A 19,048-nucleotide genomic window follows, 5' to 3' on the forward strand; every position below is an offset into this window, starting at 1 on the left:
GACAGTTTTTTAGAGCCCTTGTTATAAAGCGGCTCTTAAGTGTCTGTAGGCCATTCAGCACTCGTTTTTGCTTTCACCAAAAAACTTAGAATCATCTCAAAATAGATATAAGGGGACTTAGAGTGAACAAGTCGGAACTGATTGATGCTATCGCTGCATCCGCTGATATCCCGAAAGCTGCTGCTGGCCGTGCGCTGGACGCTGTAATCGAATCCGTCACTGGCGCTCTGAAGGCTGGCGACTCCGTAGTTCTGGTAGGTTTCGGTACTTTCTCGGTAACCGATCGTCCAGCTCGCATCGGTCGTAACCCACAGACCGGCAAGACTCTGGAAATCGCGGCAGCCAAGAAGCCAGGTTTCAAAGCCGGTAAAGCCCTGAAAGAAGCCGTCAACTAAGTTTGATTCAGGTTTTTACCCATCCGGGTCGGGGTCATGCCTGACTTGGCAGCGGAGCGGTAGAGCAGGCAGTTTGGAATAATTGTCTGCTACGCCGGGATCGAGGGTTCGAGCCCTGTCCGCTCCGCCAGTTACGAGAAGGCGCATCCTCGGATGCGCCTTTCTTCTATCCGGATTCTACCCACGCTCCACGGTTGCCTAATTTTTGAAGTTCAACCGTTTCTGGGGGACGCATGCTGCAGAATATCAGGGACAATTCACAAGGCTGGATTGCCAAGACCATTATCGGGGTCATCGTTGCACTGATGGCCCTGACCGGTTTCGATGCCATTTTCAAGGCCACGACTCACACCAACGAGGCGGCCAAGGTCAATGGTGAAGAAATCAGCCAGAACGAGCTGAGCCAGGCCGTTGACATGCAACGCCGTCAGCTGATGCAACAGCTGGGCAAGGACTTCGATGCTTCCTTGCTCGACGAAAAAATGCTGCGCGAATCGGCCCTCAAGGGTCTGATCGATCGCAAGCTGCTGCTGCAAGGCGCAGAAAAATCGAAGTTCGCCTTCTCCGACGCGGCGCTGGACCAAGTGATCCTGCAAACACCTGAATTCCAGGTTGACGGCAAGTTCAGCTCCGACCGTTTTGACCAGGTGATCCGTCAGCTGGGTTACAGCCGCATGCAATTCCGCCAGATGCTGGCTCAGGAAATGCTGATCGGTCAGCTGCGCGCCGGTGTAGCGGGTAGCGGTTTCGTGACTGACGCTCAAGTGCTGGCCTTCGCCCGCCTGGAAAAGCAGACCCGTGATTTCGCCTCGCTGAACATCAAGGCTGATCCGGCCGCCGTGAAGCTGACCGACGATGAGGTCAAGGCTTACTACGACGAACACGCCAAGGAATTCATGACCCCGGATCAGGTAGTCATCGATTACCTCGAGCTGAAGAAGGCTTCGTTCTTCGACCAGGTCGCCGTCAAGGACGAAGACCTGCAGGCGGCGTACCAGAAAGAAATCGCCAACCTGTCGGAACAGCGTCGTGCGGCGCACATTCTGATCGAAGTGAACGACAAGACCACCGAGGCCCAGGCCAAGGCGAAGATCGAGGAAGTCCAGGCACGTCTGGCCAAGGGCGAGAAGTTCGAAGCGCTGGCCAAGGAGTTCTCGCAGGATCCGGGCTCGGCCAACAACGGCGGTGACCTGGGTTATGCCGGTCCTGGTGTCTACGACCCGGCCTTCGAGAAAGCCCTGTATTCGTTGAACAAGGATCAAGTGTCCGAGCCGGTTCGCACCGATTTCGGTTTCCACCTGATCAAGCTGCTGGGCGTCGAAGCGCCGGAAGTGCCGACCTTCGCCAGCCTGAAAGACAAGCTGACCCACGAGCTGAAAGCCCAGCAGGTCGAGCAGCGTTTCGTCGAGGCGACCAAGCAGCTGGAAGACTCCTCGTTCGAGGCGTCTGATCTGGCTCAGCCGGCGCAGGATCTGAAACTGACCGTGCACACCTCCAAGCCGTTCGGCCGTGAGGGTGGCGAAGGTGTTGCGGCCAACCGCGCCGTGGTCACTGCCGCGTTCAGCAACGAAGTGCTGGATGATGGTGCCAACAGCACCGCCATCGAGCTGGATCCGGATACCGTGATCGTGTTGCGTGCCAAGGAACACCTCAAGCCTGCGCAACTGCCGCTGGAAGCCGTGGCGACTGCCATTCGCACCCAGTTGGCCAAAGAGCACGCCAGCGCGGCTGCCAAGACCAAGGCGGAGCAACTGATCGCCGGTCTGCGTGACGGCAAGACCCCACTGGACAAGGCCATCGACGGTCAGAACTGGAAAGTCACCCAGGCGGCGACCCGTGCCCAGGAAGGTGTCGATCCTGCCGTGCTGCAAGCGCTGTTCCGCATGCCGAAACCGGCGGCCAAGGACAAGCCGACTTTCAGCAGCGTGACACTGCCTGATGGCAGCCTGACCATCGTGCGTCTGAACGCTGTGAACGAAGCCGCTGCGCCGACCGATGAAGAGAAAGCGCAATACCGTCGCTTCCTCGCTTCGCGTGAAGGCCAGCAGGACTTCGCGGCGTACCGCAAGCAGCTGGAAAGCGAAGCGGACATCAAGCGTTTTTGATGCCTGACTGAGCGATAAAAGAAGCCCCGGATGAAAGTCCGGGGCTTTTTTTTGCCCGCTATTCAGCGCGTGGGAATCCATGTTGCCGGGCATTCGCGGTCGCCCAGAGGGTCAGAATCAACAAGCCCGCAACGATCCAGGGAAAGGCACTGACGCCCGAATTCGCCAGCAACAGGCCACCCGCCAGTCCGCCACCGGCAATGCCGACATTCCACAGGGTCACCAGCATCGATTGTGCGGTGTCGGCGGCGTCCTTCGCGGTTTTTGCCGAGGCCGTCTGCAGCAGTGAGGGCATTGCGCCGAAGGCCAGTCCCCATACCGCCGTGGCGGCGTAGACCACGCCGGGCATTTCCCGCCACAGAGCCAGGGCCACGGCGGAAAGCATGAACAATGTGGCGCTGATCAGTACCAGCTCTCGCAGCCAGCGATCAATCAGGCTGCCGACGATCCACAGGCTCAATACCGACGCCAGACCAAATACCAGTAACACCCGGTCGATTTGGGCACCGAGCCCGGAGGGTTCGAGGAACGGCGCGATGTAGGTGTACAGAAGGTTGTGAGCGACCACGTAGGACAGCGTCACGAACAACACGGACCGCACGCCCGGCAGGGTAAACACCTGACGCAGGGGCAGGCGTTTTCCGGCGCGCTCGCCGGCAAAGTCTGGCACTTGCCAGCGTACCCAGATCACCAGCAGCACGGTCATCGCGCTCATGATCGCGAAGCTCAACCGCCAGCCGACCACGGTGCCGAGCAGCGTGCCGGCCGGTATGCCCAACGAAAGCGCGAGAGGGGCGCCGAGCATGGCCACAGTGATGGCGCGGCCCTGCAGATGCGGGGCAACCATGCGGCTCGCATACCCCGCCAGCAACGCCCAGAGCAGTCCGGCAAACACGCCGGCAATAAAGCGCGCTATCAACGTCAACCAGTACCACTCCGACAACGCGGTGATGCTGTTGGCAATGGCAAAACCGCCAATGGCCGATAACAGCAGCGGTCGGCGACGCCAGCCTCGGGTGGCGATGGTCAGCGGAATGGCCGCCAGCATCGATCCGATGGCGTACAGCGTGACCAGTTGCCCGATCAGTGCCTGAGAGACATCGAGACCCGCGCTCATCTGCGGTAACAGTCCGGCGGGCATGGCTTCGGTCAGTACGGTAATGAATCCGGCGGTGGCCAGTGCGAGCAGGGCACCCAACGGTAATCGCTCTGCGGGTTCGACCGGGTTGGCAAGCGTTGCAGAAGTGAGTTGTGCATCGTTCATGAGCCAGCATCCATTTTGCCGAGGGAGATGAAGGCCACAGGGTAGGGCTCTGCACATTCGGGAAAAACAGGTTAGGGTTCCGAACATCTCGGACAGGAATGTCGTGAATCAGGGGGAAAGAATGGACAGTCTGGGCAGCATTTCGGTGTTCGTGCAGGTGGCGGAAACCCGCAGTTTTACCGAGGCGGGCCGCTTGCAGGGCGTGTCATCTTCGGCGGTGGGCAAGAGCATCGCGCGGCTGGAGGCGCGGCTTGGGGTCAGGTTGTTCCATCGCACCACCCGCAGCATCACGCTCACCAGTGAAGGCGCGCTGTTTCTCGAACGCTGCCGCAAGATTCTCGCCGAGGTCGAGGCGGCTGAATTCGAGTTGTGTGATGCCGCATCGGCGCCTCATGGCAAGTTGCGGGTCAGCTTGCCCCAGGTGCATGAACTGGTGATGCCGGTCATGAATGGATTCATGGCGCTGTACCCGCAGATCGAGCTGGATCTGGACCTGACCGATCGCATGGTCGATGTCGTCGAGGAAGGCTTCGATGCGGTCATCCGTACAGGAAAACCTCGGGATTCGCGACTCATGGCCCGGCCCCTGGGGGAATTTCACATGGTGCTGGTGGCCAGCCCCGGGTATCTGCGCGAACGCGGTGTGCCGCTGATCCCCGCCGATCTGGCAAAGCACGCCTGTTTGCGCCACACGTTTCACGCCACGGGCAAACTGGAACCCTGGCCGCTGAAGCGCGAGGAGGGCGTTCCGGAGCCGAGTTTGCCGACACGCCTGGTCAGCACATCAATTGAAGCGGTCGGCCATGCGGCACTGGCCGGCCTGGGCATCGCCTGCCTGCCTGACTTCATGATCCACGAGGCGCAAAGGCAGGGGCGCCTGCAGCGGGTGCTGGATGAGCATCTGGAGCACGTCGGACAGTTCTGGGTGCTATGGCCATCAAGTCGCCATGCAACTGCCAAATTGCGGGTGTTCATCGATCATTTGTCGGCGCGACTTTTTCCGGTCGCCGAGGGTCAGTAGAGTTGTAACTGTTTTAAGACACTAATCCGTACGCCGCGGGGCAGCGATCTGTTGCACAATACGCCCCGGACCGTTTTCCCTCAGGATGTTTAATGTTGAATTCTATTCCCGTGCGTTTTTTCGGGTTGGCGTTGTTGCTGACCGCCGCTGCCGGCTGCTCCAAGGACAAGCCTATCTACGAGCATGAGAACTTCGACGACTCCGGCACCTTTTCGCGCAACTATCCGGTCACCGATGCCGCCAGCTGCGAAGCCGCGCGCCGTGCGTTGCTCAGCCAGGGCTACATCATCACCAGCAGCGACCCGAAACTGGTCAGCGGGCACAAGAGCTTTCAGCAGACCGGTGAAACCCACATGGAGATCAGCTTCAACGTGGTGTGCACCGATGACGGCAGCTCCGCACACCACGCGACAGTGTTCGCCAACGCCCTGCAGGACCGCTACGCGCTGAAGAAGACCAACAACTCGGCCAGCCTCGGGGTTGGCGTGTTGGGCTCGGTGTCGATGCCGATCGGCTCCTCTGACGACTCGATGGTCAAGGTGGCCAGCGAAACCGTGTCCTCGCAGAAGTTCTACGAGCGCTTCTTCACCCTGGTCGAGCTGTTCCTGCCGGCCGAAGCGAAGAAAGCTGCCCACATCACCGAGAAGCCGAAGGCCGATCTGGGCGTACCGGAACCCAAGGCGGCCCCTGCACCAGCAGCGTTGGCCCCGGCGCCGGCTGCTGAAGCGACACCTGCTGCCGTGCCTGCAACTCCTGCCGCGACTCCGGCCCCTGCGGCTGCAGAACCGACGCCGGTCAGCTCGGAGCCGGTCGTTCCGCCGGCCGAAGCCGCACCGATCACCCCGGCACCGGGTTCGGAACTGGTGCCTACACCAATGCCGGCAACTGAAGTCATTACGCCACCTGCCAACCCGACCGACCTGCCGCCACCTTCCGAGCCGATTCCGGCCATGCCTGCCTCCGGGCAATGATCTTCACGCCATGGGTTCGACAACTGTCGGACCCATGGCGTTTTCATCGAAAAATCCCGCGATAAATCCCTGACCGCCTGCTACGTTTATTTCATGAAGGCCGTGTTTCATTTTTCCTTCATACGGGCACTTTATGCTCGAGGCGCTGGTCATTTGCTCCAGGCCATTTCAGCAAAGCAGTGAGGGGGGTTACACGATGGATGACTATCAAGAAGAACTGCTTGAATTCCAGGCTTACGAACTGGATTCGCCGGAGCCTGCGGAAGACGCCACCGAGCTCTGAGGCTTCAACCGGTCTTGCGGTGACTGCGGCGAAACTCGCCCGGTGTCTGGCCGTTCCAGCGCTTGAAGGCGCGCTGGAAAGCTTCGGCCGAGGCAAAGCCCAGCAGATAGGCGATTTCACCGAACGCCAGTTCGGTGTCGCGAATGTAGGTCATCGCCAGATCACGGCGAGTGTCGTTGAGGATCGCGCGAAACTGCGTGCCTTCTTCGGCCAGTTTGCGCCGTAACGTCCAGGTCGGCAGCTTCAGGCGTGCCGCCACTTCTTCCAGGTCGGGTTCCCGGCCGCCATTGAGCAACGGCCCGAGCAATTGCGTGATGCGTTCACGCAGGCTGCGGGTTCGCGTCAGTTGTTCCAGTTCCCGTTCACACAGTTGCAGCAGATGTTTCCAGGTGCTGGGGCAATGTTCCGGGTTGCGTGCGGCCAGGCTGGCGAGACTCAGGCGCAGTTGATTGTGTTCGGCGCCGAACTGGATCGGGCACTCGCCGAGCACGGTGTAGGCGTCGCGGTAGTCCGGTGTGTCGAACTCTATTTCGATTCGTTCCGCGCGCAACGGTTTGGGGCTGACGCCGGACAACTGATGCAGCCAGCCGGCGATGATCGAATCCACCACAAAACGGTTATAGGCGTTGTACGGGCTGATCGAGTAAAAGCGCAGCCACGCGCCGCTGGCGTCTTCGTGGAAACTCGACTGGCCACGGTAATTGGAGCCGTACAGCGGTTCGAAGCGCGTCAGGCAGCGGGCGGCCTCGCGCACCGTCGGTGCCTGTGCGGCCGTGACGCCGGCCAATCCCGCCTGGCTCAGGCGACTGAGCTGGCCCATGCGCAAACCCAGTGCCGGATCGCCGGTCAACTGGATCGCACCATGCCCCAGGCGCATGTAGCGCGGGATCGACAGGCGTGCGCCGGCCTCGGCCAGTCGTGCGGTGTCGAGGCCGTATTGTTCGAGCAACGGCTGCGGGTCGGCGCCATGGCTGCGCACGGCATCGGCCAGGCTATGGACGAAGCCCACCGACAGATCCCCGAGACGCATCGGCAGCGGCTTCATGGTCTACAACCAGAGATTGAGCAAACGCGCGCCACGGGCCTCGCCGTCGGCGAACTGCTGGCCGTTGCTGCTGAGGAAGCTCTGCCCGGAACTCGGCTTGTCCCAGAACTGCCCGCGCAGGAACACGCTCATGCCGGCAATCGCCCGGCTCGCTGGTGGTTGTGCCGTCAGGGTCAAACGGTGCCAGGCCTGGCCTTCGCTGACCTCTCCCGGCTTGAGGCTGACCGAGTCCGGCACATTCAAGCCCCTGTAACCCTGCCAGGGCTGATCCCACACGCCATGCCCGATGACGAACGCAGGAACCGCGATCAGTTGCGCACCTTGTTCGTCGAGCCTGCGGTAGTTGTCCGGATACCAGCTGTCGTTGCCGATCAGCACGCCGAGGCGTCCGGCGGGGGTGTCGACCACATTGATCTGTGAAGCCTCGCCGGTGCCGGTCGCTTGATCCTGATCGAAGATCGGGCGCATCTGCCGCTGTGGCTGGCCGAGCGGGGCGCCGTCACGACCGAACACCACGCTGGTGTTGTACAGCGCACCGCTGCCGGCCTTGAGTCGGCCGTCGATGATGTTCGGCTCGGGCAGCACGATCGAGCCGGCCACCAGAGTGATGTGGAATTCCCTGGCCAGACCGCCGAACAGCAGCTGATAGTCCTTGGCCATGTCTCGGGATTTCATCCGCAGGTGGGCGTCATCCAGACGACTGCTGCCCCTGGCGGTGAGCCAGGCGCGGGCGAACTGCAACGGATTGCTGGCGGCCAGCCAGTTCATCGCCTCTTCGAGGGTGGGCGCCTGGTACAACTCGTCTTTTTCGCCGCTGATCATCAGCCAGGTGCCGACATGCTCGGGCAGCACCACGATGGTTTTGTCATTCAGCAGGCCCTGATCCTGCGCCTGCTGCAGATAGGCCGCGAGTTTGCGGTGCAGGCGCTCGGAGCTTTGGTAGTCGGTGGGGAACAGTTCCGGCTGAATGCCCAGCAGGTTGCCACGATCGGCGCGGGTGCCCTGATCGACCGCCAGTTTGATCCGCAGGTCCGACAGGTAATGACCGGCCGGGCGGTCAGCCGCCCACATGGCGTAGAAGGTGAGCGCGGCGACGAGCGCCATGGAAAAGGTCAGGTACAGAAGTTTGCGCATGAAATCCAACAACAGCCGGGTACAGAGTGTGGGACTAGGGTAGGGCCCATGCCTGCGCTTGCCAAGGGGCGCTGCGCATTTGGATCAATAACTTGTCAGTTACGGTCATTGAGTGACAGCGATGCGACTCTTAGGCTGTCGAACATGACTGACGGGGGACGCAGAGCTCCCGCATTTTCCGTGATCGCTCGCTGTGGAGTTACCGATGACCGCCACTTACCCGCACCTGCTGGCCCCGCTGGACCTGGGATTCACCACGCTGCGCAACCGCACCCTGATGGGCTCGATGCACACCGGCCTGGAAGAGAAGCCGGGTGGCTTCGAGCGGATGGCGGCGTATTTTGCCGAGCGCGCCCGTGGCGGCGTCGGCCTGATGGTGACCGGCGGTATCGGCCCGAACGATGAGGGCGGTGTGTACTCCGGCGCAGCCAAGCTGACCACCGAGGAAGAAGCCCTCAAGCACCGCATCGTCACCCGTGCGGTGCATGAAGCGGGCGGCAAGATCTGCATGCAGATTCTCCACGCCGGCCGTTATGCCTACAGCCCGAAACAGGTCGCACCGAGCGCAATCCAGGCGCCGATCAACCCGTTCAAGCCCAAAGAGCTGGACGAAGAAGGCATCGAGAAACAGATCAGCGATTTCGTCACCTGCTCGGTACTGGCCCAGACCGCCGAGTACGACGGCGTGGAAATCATGGGTTCCGAAGGCTACTTCATCAACCAGTTCCTCGCGGCCCACACCAACCACCGCACTGACCGCTGGGGTGGCAGTTACGAAAACCGCATGCGCCTGCCGGTGGAAATCGTTCGCCGGGTGCGTGAGGCGGTTGGCCCGAACTTCATCATCATCTTCCGTCTGTCGATGCTCGATCTGGTGGAAGGCGGCAGCACCTGGGAAGAAATCGTCACCCTGGCCAAAGCCATCGAGCAGGCTGGTGCGACAATCATCAACACCGGTATCGGCTGGCACGAAGCGCGGATTCCGACCATCGCCACCAAAGTGCCGCGTGCGGCGTTCAGCAAGGTCACGGCCAAGCTGCGTGGCTCGGTGAAGATTCCGCTGATCACCACCAACCGTATCAACACCCCGGAAGTCGCCGAGCAGATCCTGGCCGAAGGCGATGCCGACATGGTGTCAATGGCGCGGCCGTTCCTCGCCGACCCGGATTTCGTCAACAAAGCCGCTGAAGGCCGCGCCGACGAAATCAACACCTGCATCGGCTGCAACCAGGCCTGCCTCGATCACACCTTCGGCGGCAAGCTCACCAGTTGTCTGGTCAACCCGCGTGCTTGCCACGAGACTGAGCTCAACTATCTGCCGGTCAAACAAATCAAGAAGATTGCCGTGGTCGGTGCCGGCCCTGCCGGTCTGTCCGCTGCCACCGTGGCTGCCGAACGCGGCCATCAGGTGACGCTGTTCGATTCGGCCAGCGAGATCGGCGGCCAGTTCAACGTCGCCAAGCGCGTGCCGGGCAAGGAAGAGTTCTACGAAACCCTGCGTTACTTCAAACGCAAGTTACAGACCACCAACGTCGAGGTGTGCCTGAACACTCGCGTTGATGTGGCGAAACTGGTCGAGGGCGGTTACGACGAAGTCATCCTGGCCACCGGCATTGCGCCGCGAGTACCGGCGATTCCGGGCGTGGAGAACGCCAAAGTGTTGAGCTATCTGGATGTGCTGCTCGAGCGCAAACCGGTGGGCAAGCGCGTGGCGGTGATCGGTGCCGGCGGTATCGGTTTCGACGTGTCGGAATTCCTTGTCCATGAAGGCGTGGCCACCAGCCAGGACCGTGCTGCGTTCTGGAAAGAGTGGGGCATCGACACGAACCTGGAAGCCCGTGGTGGCGTGGCCGGGATCAAGGCTGCACCGCACGCTCCGGCCCGTGACGTATTCCTGCTGCAACGCAAGAAATCCAAGGTCGGCGACGGTCTGGGCAAGACCACCGGCTGGATTCACCGCACCGGTCTGAAGAACAAGCAGGTGCAGATGCTCAACAGCGTCGAATACCTGAAGATCGATGACGAAGGCCTGCACATCCGCATCGGCGAAACCGGCGAGCCGCAAGTGCTGCCGGTGGACAACATCGTCATCTGCGCCGGTCAGGATCCGTTGCGCGAGTTGCACGACGGTCTGGTGGCTGCCGGGCAGAATGTGCACCTGATCGGCGGCGCTGACGTGGCGGCCGAGCTGGATGCCAAGCGTGCGATCAATCAGGGTTCGCGTCTGGCCGCCGAGCTCTGATCCACCCTAGAATGCCGGCTCTTTTTACAGAGCCGGCTTTCATGTTTCTGCCTCCCTCCGATTGGCTGGCCCCAGCCCCCCTCGAACCGCTTCATCTGGACTGGCTCACTGCCGCCGGCATTGAAGTGGCGATCCTGCGTCTGGACCGGATTGATCCGCTGATCAGCGGCAACAAGTGGTTCAAACTCGTCGAACACCTGAAAGCCGCCGATCATGCGGGTGCCGAAGGCATCATCAGCCTGGGCGGCGCGCACTCCAATCATCTGCATGCACTGGCTGCGGCGGGCAAGCGCCTGGGATTTTCAACGGTCGGCCTGTTGCGCGGGCATCAGCAGGACACGCCGACGGTCAGGGATCTGCAGGATTTCGGCATGCAGTTGCACTGGCTCGGGTTTGGCGGCTATCGGGCGCGGCATGAACCGGGGTTCTGGCAGCCGTGGCGGGAGCAATACCCGACGCTGTATCCGGTGCCCGAAGGTGGTGGCGGGTTGCCGGGTGCACAGGGTTGCGCATCACTGAAGGATCAGGTCAGTCAACAACTCGGCAAGCTCGGCTGGGATGACTATCACGGCTGGTGGCTGGCCTGTGGCACCGGCAGCACGCTCGCGGGACTGGTGCTGGCAGAGGCGGGTGAACACCCGGTGTACGGGGCAATGGCCGTGCCCGATGATCACGGCGTCGCGGGCAATGTCGAGGCGATTGTCGGTGATATCGGCGACTACGAACTGATCGACGCCAGCCGTGGCGGCTTCGCCAAAGTCGATGCGCCGTTGCTTGAATTCATCGCGCAGACCGAACGAGCCAGCGGTGTTCCCCTCGAGCCGCTGTACACCGGCAAGGCCTTGCTCGCGCTCAAACAACACATCGAGGCGGGCCGTTTCAAGCGTGGAACGCGCCTGATCTTCGTCCATACCGGCGGCTTGCAGGGCCGGCGTGGATTCGACGGTCAACCCTGATTGCGCTTGGGCATCATCCGCAACAGCGTGTTATCGCCCACCACATAATGGTGATACAGCCCGGCCAGCGCATGCAGGCCGATCAGCCAGTAGCCGATGTTGCCGATCAGTACGTGCCAGTGTTCAACCTGCTTGGCGAAGGCTTTGTCCTCGTGCACCAGCAACGGCAGGTCGAAACCGTAGAACATCACTTGATGGCCCTCGGCGCTGGTGATCAGCCAGCCCAGGATCGGCATGGCGATCATGAACAGGTACAAGACCCAGTGCATCAGCCGGGCCAGTGCGGTCTGCCACTGCGGTGAGGCGGGGAAGATCTTCGGCGCCGGGCCTATGCTGCGGGCCAGCAGGCGAAACCACACCAGCACGAACACGGTCAGGCCGAGCATGTAATGCACTTCGCGGATCAGCGAGCGGCCGCCACTGCCCTTGGGAAAGATGCCTCGCAATTCCATGCTGGCATACACCAGCACCAACAACACCAGCATCAACCAGTGCAACAGGACTGACACGGTGCTGTAGCGTGATTCGGAACTTGTCCACGGCATACGGTATTTCCTCACGGATCAGGGTCGAAACGTGCCGTTCTTGAGCGACGGCATGCTTTAACTGTAATCCGCTTTGGCCGAATTGCCCGCGTCTAAAAACTCTTTCATTGCGCGAAATCAGGGGTTTGCCCAAAAAAAACGCCAGTGTCGGGCAGACACTGGCGTTTTTGTTTGCTGCAGGCCGCGTTATCAGCTGCTTTGCGGCATCTCACCCTTGGCCAGGCGCTTGTTGATGTCGGCGATCACTTCCGGCAGGTCGGTGATGGTGTCGATCATGTAGTGCGGACGCGAGCCTTCGAACAGGGCGTGGATACGCTTGCGTTCGCGGGCCAGAGCGTCGCTGCCCAGTGCGCGATAGCCTTCGTAATCCAGGCCCAGCGCGTTACCGGAGCAGATCAGCGCCACGGTCCACATCCCGGCGCGACGACCTTCGAGAATTCCCGGTACGGTGTCGTCGATCTTCACGCAGGCGGCGACATCGTCGATGCCCAGCGCAATCACGTTGGCCAGGGCCTGGGCCGGCCATGGGCGGCCGTTCGGCACTTCGTCGGTGGCCACGACGTGGTCGGCGATGTAGCCATTGGTGGCGGCCAATGCCACGACCTTGTCCATTACCTGTTTCGGATAGCCCGAGCAGGAGCCGATCTTGATCCCTTGCTGACGCAGGTTGGCGATGGTCTCCAGTGCGCCGGGAATCAGCGCCGAGTGCTCGGCGATTTTCTCGATCTGCAGCGGCATGAAGCGGTTGTAGATCGCGGTCACGTCATCGTCGGTCGGGGTGCGGCCGAACGCCTTGCGATAGCGCTCGGCAACCTGCGGCTGGTCGCACAGGGTGCGGATGTGATCCCACTTGCCCATGCCCATCGGGCCCCGGGCTTCTTCGATGGAAACCTGGACATCGAATTCGGCGAAGGCTTCCACGAAAATCTGGGTCGGGGCGAAAGAACCGAAATCGACCACGGTGCCGGCCCAGTCGAGGATGGCGGCTTGCAGCTTGCTTGGGTTGTTGTAGTTCATGCTGGTCAGAATCCTGTGTTGGCAATGCAATTCAAATGGGGGAGCGGGCCGGGTGAATCAGATGTCGAGCACTTCCATCTCGCGCAACACTTCGCCCACCGCCGCGACGGCTTCGCGCATCTGCGCCGGGGTGACGTGGCCGATGCAGCCGACGCGGAAGGTTTCGACCTGGGTCAGTTTGCCGGGGTAGAGGATGTAACCCTTGGCCTTGACCCGTTCGTAGAAGTCCTTGAACTGGTAGCGCGGATCTTTCGGTGCGTGGAAGGTCGCGATGATCGGCGCCTGAATGGCGGCGGGCAGGAAGCTGCGCAAACCGAGCTTGCCCATCTCTTCCATCAGCGCCTGGCAGTTGGCGGCGTAACGCGCATGCCGCGCCGGCAGGCCGCCTTCTTCGTTGTATTGCAGCAGGGCTTCGTGCAGCGCGGCGACCACGTGGGTCGGCGGGGTGAAGCGCCACTGGCCGGTCTTTTTCATGTAGCTGTGCTGGTCGAACAGGTCCATCGCCAGCGAATGGGAGTTGCCGGCGGCTGCGGCCAGGGATTCCTTGCGGGCGAACACGAAGCCCATGCCCGGTACGCCTTCGAGGCATTTGCCGGAGGCGGCGATCAGTGCATCGAACGGGACTTTTTGTGCATCCACCGGCAACGCGCCGAAGGAGCTCATGGCGTCGATGATCAGGCGTTTGCCGTGCTGTGCGACGACCTGGGCGATTTCCGGCAGCGGATTGAGGATGCCGGTGCTGGTTTCGCAGTGGATCAGCGCGACGTGGGTAATGTCGCTGTCGGCACGCAGCAGACGGTCGACGTCGGCGGCGGTGGTCGGTTCGTCTTCAGCGGTTTCAAAGGTGCTGAACGAGCGGCCGAGGACTTCACAGATTTTCGCCAGACGCTTGCCGTAGGCGCCGTTGATCAGCACCAGCACCTTGCCATCGCGAGGGACGAGGGTGCCGATGGCAGCTTCGACGGCGAAGGTGCCGCTGCCCTGCAAAGGCACGCAGTGGTGGCTGTCGGCGCCGTTGATGATGGCCAGCAGTTGCTCGCAGAGGCTGGCGGTCAGTTGATTGAAGCGGTCATCCCATGACCCCCAGTCGACCATCATCGCCTGACGGGTGCGGGCCGAGGTAGTCAACGGGCCGGGAGTGAGCAGGATGGGTGCGGCAGTACTCATTCGTATGTCCTCGCGATAGCGCTGTGGGATGAAGCTACGAGGCATACGTTGCAATTCGGTGGATCATCAATCAAATTGTTTGTTGTTATGCCAGCCATCAGTGAGGGTTATTCATGAACCTGTTCCAGCTCCGCGCCTTCGACGCCGTGGCCCGGGAAGGCAGCTTCACCCGTGCCGCCGCGCGGTTGTTCATCAGCCAGCCGGCGGTCACCGGGCACATCAAGGCGCTGGAGGAGCATTACCAGATCACCCTGTTGCGACGGACGGCGCGCCGGGTCGAGCTGACGGAGGAGGGCACCAAACTGGCGGCAATCACCCGGGCGATGTTCGGCATGGCCGAAGAGGCCCAGGCACTGCTTGAAGCCAACCGGCAGTTGCTGACCGGGCGTCTGGAGGTCGCGGCGGACGGCCCGCACATGGTCATGCCGATGCTCGCCAGCCTGCGGGCGCGATATCCGGGGATCACGGTGAATTTGCGGTTGGGCAATGCCCAAGAGACTCTGGCGGCGTTGTTGTCCGAGCATGCCGACGTGGCGGTGCTGACCGAAGTCGAGCCGCGCAAGGGCCTGCACCTGCAAGCGCTGAGCGAATCGCGGATCTGCGCACTGGTGCCGGCCGCGCATCCGTGGGCGACTCGCAGCGGCGAGGTCAGGCTCAAGGAGCTGGATCAGGTGATCATGGTCCTGCGCGAACCGAGTTCGATTACCCGGCGCACGTTTGATCAGGCCTGTGCGCAGGCTTCGGTGAGTCCACGGGTGTTGCTGGAACTGGACAGTCGCGAGGCGGTGACGGAGGCGGTGGCGGCTGAATTGGGGGTTGGCGTGGTGTCATCGGTGGAGGTCAGCCACGACCCCCGAGTGGTGGCGGTTCCCATCGCGGGAGAAGGGCTGGTGAACCGGCACATGATCGGTTGCGTGGAGCGGCGGCGGGAATTGCGCTTGATTCAGGCGTTCTTCGGTTTGGTGCCGGTCTGAACAAGACTTTCGCGCACCATCTCGAGAAACGTCGCCACCACCCGCCGCGAACTTTGTTCGCGCAGGCACACCAACGTTTCGGTCAACCGCCGGGTGCAATCGGTGATCGGCAGCGCGCAAACCCGTGAGTCCGCACCAAACTCCGCCGCCGACACCACGCCCACGCCAATCCCCACCACCACCGCCTCACGCGCCGCTTCCCGGCCTTCGACCTGGATCGCCGGGCGGATGCGGAAACCGGCGCGGGCCATTTCTTCTTCCAGGGTCTGACGAGTCACCGAGCCGTGTTCACGCAGCACCAGTGGCGTGTCATCGAGGTCGGCCAGGCAGATCGATTCGCGTTCGGCCCACGGATGATGACGCGACACGAACGCCACCATGGGATCGTTGCGCAATGGCACGCACAGCAAGCGTTCATCGCTGACATCGCGCCCGAGCAGCGCCAGATCGGCCTGATAGTTGAACAGGCGGAACAGCGATTCATCGGTGTTGCCGGTTTCGATCTTCACGCTGATCCCCGGATAGCGCTCGCAGAACCGGGCGATCTGCGGCAGCACGTGCACCGGCGCGTCCACCGCCAGAATCAGGCTGCCGGTCTGCAGAGCCTGAGATTCCTGCAACAACTCCTGGGCTTCGGCCTCGACCACGAACAGGCGCTGAGTGATTGCCAGCAGGCGTTCGCCCAGATCCGTCAGGCGCACCGAGCGTTTGTTGCGATGGAACAGCAACACACCGAAGCGCTCCTCCAGCTTGCGCACCTGATCGGAAATCGCCGGTTGCGTCAGATAAAGCCGCTCGGCGGCCTTGGTGAAGCTTCCGTGCACGGCCACGGCGTGAAAGGCTTTGAGCTGGGCGTGGGAAACCGACATGACTGACTCCAGTAACAAGCTGAGCTTATGTGTGAAATACGATAAATCGATTTTATTTATTAAACAGTAATTGCTTTGATCCGCTCACGCCAACGCTGACTGCCCGGTCGGGCAGCGACGCTGGCCATGAGCCTGTGCGTGCAACAGCAGGACTCATCTGACCGGTATCGCCGAAGGGACGGGGTGATATCGCAGTGCTCAACAATAAAAAACACAGGCGTTTACTTAACGATTCTGCCGGCACACTCACACCCTGAGGTCAGAACCACAATGAACAAGCACATCGGCACCATTGCGCGTTGGCGCATGCAGATCTTCGCTGTCACCTGGCTCGCTTACGCCGCGTTCTATTTCACCCGCAAAGCCTTTTCGGTGGCCAAACTGGGCATCGCCGAAGACCCCACCTTCATGCTCGACAAAATGGCCATGGCCAACCTCGACGCGATTTATCTGGCGGCCTACGCCATCGGTCAGTTCACCTGGGGCATGCTCGCCGACCGCTTCGGCCCGCGGGTCGTGGTGCTCGGCGGCTTGCTGATTTCCGCCGCTGCCGCGCTGGTGATGGGCAGTTTCGCGACCTTGCCGATCTTCGCCACCTGCATGCTGATTCAGGGCCTGGCGCAATCCACCGGATGGTCGGGATTGTGCAAGAACCTCGGCAGTTTCTTCCCCGCCGAACAGCGCGGGCGGGTGCTCGGGTTATGGAGTTCCTGCTACGCGTTTGGCGGCCTGGTGGCGTCGCCGTTCGCCGGTTGGTGGGCTTACACACTGATCGGTTCGTGGCACGCGGCGTTCATTTCCAGTGCGGCGGTGGTGGCCGTGGTGGCGCTGTTGTTCTTCATCTTTCAGCGCAACAAACCGGAAGATGTCGGCCTGCCCGCCGTGGAGCCGGAGCCGCTCATCAGCGCCGAAGAAGCCGAAGCCAACAGCAAACTCAGCGTCTGGGAACCGCTCAAGGAAATCCTGCGCAACCGCACGGTGCTGGTGCTGGGTCTGGCGTATTTCCTGCTGAAACCGGCGCGTTACGCGATTTTGTTGTGGGGCCCGGTGATCGTCTTTGAACAGATGCCCACGGTCGGCAAGGTCGGGGCGGCGATCATTCCGACCGCGTTCGAACTGGCCGGGCTGCTCGGGCCGATCATGATCGGCATGGCCTCGGACAAACTGTTCGGCGCCCGGCGCATGCCGGCCTGCGTGTTGAGCCTGCTGGCGCTGACCGTGACCCTCGCGCTGTTCATGGGCGCCTTGCACACCGGCAGCGTGATGTTGGTAGTCGCGTTGTTGTTCGTGATGGGCCTGACCCTGTATGGCCCGGACTCGATGATCAGCGGCGCAGCCGCCATCGATTTCGGCAAGGCCAAGGCCGGCGCCACGGCGGCCGGTTTCGTCAACGGCTGCGGCTCGGTCGGCGCGGTACTTGGTGGTTTGCTGCCGGGCTACTTCGACTCTGTGACGGTGTTCATCGTGTTCGCCGGTTGCGCGCTGTTTTCGGCGCTGGTGCTGATACCACACTGGAACAGCCGCCCGGTCGGCGTCATGGAACCCCGTGCCTCGGTGCCCAATCGGGCCCTGACCATCAAGCCTCTGCGTAACTGAAAAACCTGCCTCGCGGCCTGCTGCGGCATTCGCGGCAGGCTGTGCCGTGGCCGATTGACTGGAGAATATTCATGAGACCGTTTTGGCTGGAGCAGGCCTTGCAGCTCGATTCGTCCGAACCGTGCCCGCCGCTGCAAGGCGAAGTGCGCACCGACGTGTGCATCGTCGGCGGCGGTTACACCGGGTTGTGGACGGCGATCATGCTCAAGCAGCAGAACCCCGAACTCGATGTGTTGCTAATCGAGGCCGACATCTGCGGCGCCGGCGCCAGTGGGCGCAACGGCGGTTGTGCGCTGTCTTGGTCGGCGAAGTATTTCACCCTCGAGCGGCTGTTCGGCGTCGAAGAAGCGGTGCGGCTGGTCAAGGAGTCCGAGCGCAGCATCCACGCCATCGGCGAGTTTTGCGAACAGTACGGCGTCGATGCCGATTACCGCCTCGACGGCACGCTTTACACCGCCACCAACCGCGCGCAGTGCGGTTCGACCGATGCGGTGATTGCCGCGCTCGAGCGCAACGGCATCAACTCGTTCACCCAGCGTCCCGTTGCCGACGTGCAGCGCATGGCCGGTTCCGACAAGCATCTGGAAGGCTGGTTTTCGCCGGCCGCCGCCAGTGTGCAGCCGGGCAAACTGGTGCGTGGTTTACGTCGAGTCGCGCTGCAACTCGGCGTCAGGATCCATGAAAACACCGCGATGACCGGGCTTGAGGAGGGCCGTCCGGCGCGCATTCAGACGGCCAGTGGCAACGTAGTCGCCGACCGTGTGGTTCTGGCCATGAATGCGTGGATGGCCCGTGCCTTCCCGCAGTTCGAACGCAGTGTGGCGATCGTTTCCAGCGACATGCTGATCACCGAACCGCGCCCGGAACTGCTGCAGGAAATCGGCCTGACCAGCGGCGTGACCGTGCTCGATTCGCGGATCTTCGTGCACTACTACCACAACACCCCGGACGGCCGGATCATGCTCGGCAAGGGCGGCAACACCTTTGCCTACGGCGGGCGGATGCTGCCGGTGTTCGACCAGCCATCGCCTTATGCCGGATTGCTCAAGCGCAGCCTCGACGATTTCTTCCCGGCTTTCGCCGATGTAAAGGTCGACGCAACGTGGAACGGCCCGTCGGATCGCTCGGTCACCGGCCTGCCGTTTTTCGGCCAGATGAGTGCCAGCGGCAATGTGTTCTACGGTTTCGGTTATTCCGGCAGCGGTGTCGGACCGTGCCACATGGGCGGGCAGATTCTCGCCTCGCTGGTGCAAGGCCTCGACAACCCGTGGACGCGCTCGCCGCTGGTCAACGGACCACTGGGTTACTTCCCGCCGGAACCGATCCGCTATCTGGGTTCGCTGATGGTGCGCAACGCCATTCGCCGCAAGGAGCGCGCCGAGGATCACGGTCGGCGGCCTCGGCATCTCGATGTGCGCCTGGCGAAATTCGCCGCCGCTGCCGGCAAGGCCGACAAGGGGTGAG

Annotated in this window: 17 protein-coding genes; 10 read left to right on the forward strand and 7 right to left on the reverse strand. The window is 62.0% G+C overall.

The features are described from left to right. The first annotated feature begins 122 nt into the window (after positions 1-122). On the forward strand, positions 123-395 hold the full coding sequence (locus ACKLNA_RS01300) for an HU family DNA-binding protein (protein WP_002552737.1): 273 nt from the start codon (positions 123-125) through the stop codon (positions 393-395). 233 nt (positions 396-628) lie between these two features. Further along, entirely contained in the window at positions 629-2,500 is a 1,872-nt protein-coding gene (locus ACKLNA_RS01305; protein ID WP_248743238.1) for a SurA N-terminal domain-containing protein, read from the forward strand. A 58-nt stretch (positions 2,501-2,558) separates the two neighbouring features. Here ACKLNA_RS01305 and ACKLNA_RS01310 read toward each other — a convergent pair whose 3' ends face one another. After that, a complete protein-coding gene (locus ACKLNA_RS01310) occupies positions 2,559-3,764 on the reverse strand; it encodes an MFS transporter (protein WP_408984611.1) in 1,206 nt (401 codons plus the stop codon). Between the two features lie 121 nt (positions 3,765-3,885). Here ACKLNA_RS01310 and ACKLNA_RS01315 point away from each other — a divergent pair, with 121 nt between their 5' ends. From ACKLNA_RS01315 to ACKLNA_RS01325, 3 genes are all read left to right on the forward strand, one after another. Then, positions 3,886-4,785: a LysR family transcriptional regulator gene (locus ACKLNA_RS01315; protein WP_408984612.1), complete on the forward strand. Its 900-nt coding sequence runs from the start codon at positions 3,886-3,888 to the stop codon at positions 4,783-4,785. Positions 4,786-4,877: 92 nt separating this feature from the next. Then, positions 4,878-5,756 (forward strand): DUF2242 domain-containing protein, encoded by an 879-nt coding sequence (locus ACKLNA_RS01320; protein ID WP_408984613.1) that lies wholly within the window; start codon positions 4,878-4,880, stop codon positions 5,754-5,756. Positions 5,757-5,889: 133 nt separating this feature from the next. After that, complete coding sequence (locus tag ACKLNA_RS01325; RefSeq protein ID WP_408984614.1) at positions 5,890-6,039, forward strand: hypothetical protein; 150 nt, start codon at positions 5,890-5,892, stop codon at positions 6,037-6,039. 4 nt (positions 6,040-6,043) lie between these two features. On the opposite strand, the gene ACKLNA_RS01330 is transcribed toward ACKLNA_RS01325, so the two are convergent. Both ACKLNA_RS01330 and ACKLNA_RS01335 read right to left on the reverse strand, forming a co-directional pair. Beyond that, on the reverse strand, positions 6,044-7,084 hold the full coding sequence (locus tag ACKLNA_RS01330; protein WP_408984615.1) for an AraC family transcriptional regulator: 1,041 nt from the start codon (positions 7,082-7,084) through the stop codon (positions 6,044-6,046). Positions 7,085-7,087: 3 nt separating this feature from the next. Continuing rightward, positions 7,088-8,218 (reverse strand): carbon-nitrogen hydrolase family protein, encoded by a 1,131-nt coding sequence (locus ACKLNA_RS01335; RefSeq protein ID WP_408984616.1) that lies wholly within the window; start codon positions 8,216-8,218, stop codon positions 7,088-7,090. A gap of 205 nt (positions 8,219-8,423) precedes the next feature. Here ACKLNA_RS01335 and ACKLNA_RS01340 point away from each other — a divergent pair, with 205 nt between their 5' ends. Both ACKLNA_RS01340 and ACKLNA_RS01345 read left to right on the forward strand, forming a co-directional pair. Continuing rightward, entirely contained in the window at positions 8,424-10,460 is a 2,037-nt protein-coding gene (locus ACKLNA_RS01340; RefSeq protein ID WP_408984617.1) for an FAD-dependent oxidoreductase, read from the forward strand. A 41-nt stretch (positions 10,461-10,501) separates the two neighbouring features. Beyond that, a complete protein-coding gene (locus ACKLNA_RS01345; protein WP_408984618.1) occupies positions 10,502-11,416 on the forward strand; it encodes a 1-aminocyclopropane-1-carboxylate deaminase/D-cysteine desulfhydrase in 915 nt (304 codons plus the stop codon). On the opposite strand, the gene ACKLNA_RS01350 is transcribed toward ACKLNA_RS01345, so the two are convergent. The 3 genes from ACKLNA_RS01350 to ACKLNA_RS01360 all read right to left on the reverse strand — a co-directional run bounded on the left by ACKLNA_RS01350 (position 11,407) and on the right by ACKLNA_RS01360 (position 14,145). Then, positions 11,407-11,961 carry a cytochrome b gene (locus ACKLNA_RS01350; protein ID WP_085712462.1) on the reverse strand — a complete coding sequence of 185 codons (555 nt, stop codon included), beginning with the start codon at positions 11,959-11,961 and terminating at the stop codon, positions 11,407-11,409. The two genes, ACKLNA_RS01345 and ACKLNA_RS01350, sit on opposite strands and share 10 nt — an antisense overlap. A 189-nt stretch (positions 11,962-12,150) precedes the next feature. Beyond that, positions 12,151-12,978, reverse strand: coding sequence for a phosphonoacetaldehyde hydrolase (gene phnX / locus ACKLNA_RS01355; protein ID WP_408984619.1), 828 nt, complete (start codon positions 12,976-12,978; stop codon positions 12,151-12,153). Positions 12,979-13,035: 57 nt separating this feature from the next. After that, positions 13,036-14,145, reverse strand: a complete 1,110-nt coding sequence (locus tag ACKLNA_RS01360) for a 2-aminoethylphosphonate--pyruvate transaminase (protein ID WP_408984620.1) — start codon at positions 14,143-14,145, stop codon at positions 13,036-13,038. A gap of 113 nt (positions 14,146-14,258) precedes the next feature. Between ACKLNA_RS01360 and ACKLNA_RS01365 the strand changes: the two genes are divergently transcribed. Then, the gene (locus tag ACKLNA_RS01365; protein ID WP_408984621.1) at positions 14,259-15,119 is read left to right on the forward strand and encodes a LysR substrate-binding domain-containing protein; all 861 of its coding nucleotides are present in this window, start codon (positions 14,259-14,261) and stop codon (positions 15,117-15,119) included. Here the strand turns inward: ACKLNA_RS01365 and ACKLNA_RS01370 are convergent. Next, positions 15,089-15,988 (reverse strand): LysR family transcriptional regulator, encoded by a 900-nt coding sequence (locus tag ACKLNA_RS01370; protein ID WP_408984622.1) that lies wholly within the window; start codon positions 15,986-15,988, stop codon positions 15,089-15,091. The genes ACKLNA_RS01365 and ACKLNA_RS01370 overlap by 31 nt on opposite strands. A 270-nt stretch (positions 15,989-16,258) precedes the next feature. Here ACKLNA_RS01370 and ACKLNA_RS01375 point away from each other — a divergent pair, with 270 nt between their 5' ends. Both ACKLNA_RS01375 and ACKLNA_RS01380 read left to right on the forward strand, forming a co-directional pair. Continuing rightward, positions 16,259-17,584 (forward strand): MFS transporter, encoded by a 1,326-nt coding sequence (locus ACKLNA_RS01375; protein ID WP_408984623.1) that lies wholly within the window; start codon positions 16,259-16,261, stop codon positions 17,582-17,584. 65 nt (positions 17,585-17,649) lie between these two features. Further along, positions 17,650-19,047 (forward strand): FAD-dependent oxidoreductase, encoded by a 1,398-nt coding sequence (locus ACKLNA_RS01380; RefSeq protein ID WP_408985540.1) that lies wholly within the window; start codon positions 17,650-17,652, stop codon positions 19,045-19,047. Position 19,048 lies beyond the last annotated feature (1 nt).

The organism is Pseudomonas sp. UV AK001, assembly GCF_046097675.1.
In the GTDB taxonomy this organism is placed as follows: Bacteria; Pseudomonadota; Gammaproteobacteria; order Pseudomonadales; family Pseudomonadaceae; genus Aquipseudomonas; species Aquipseudomonas kribbensis.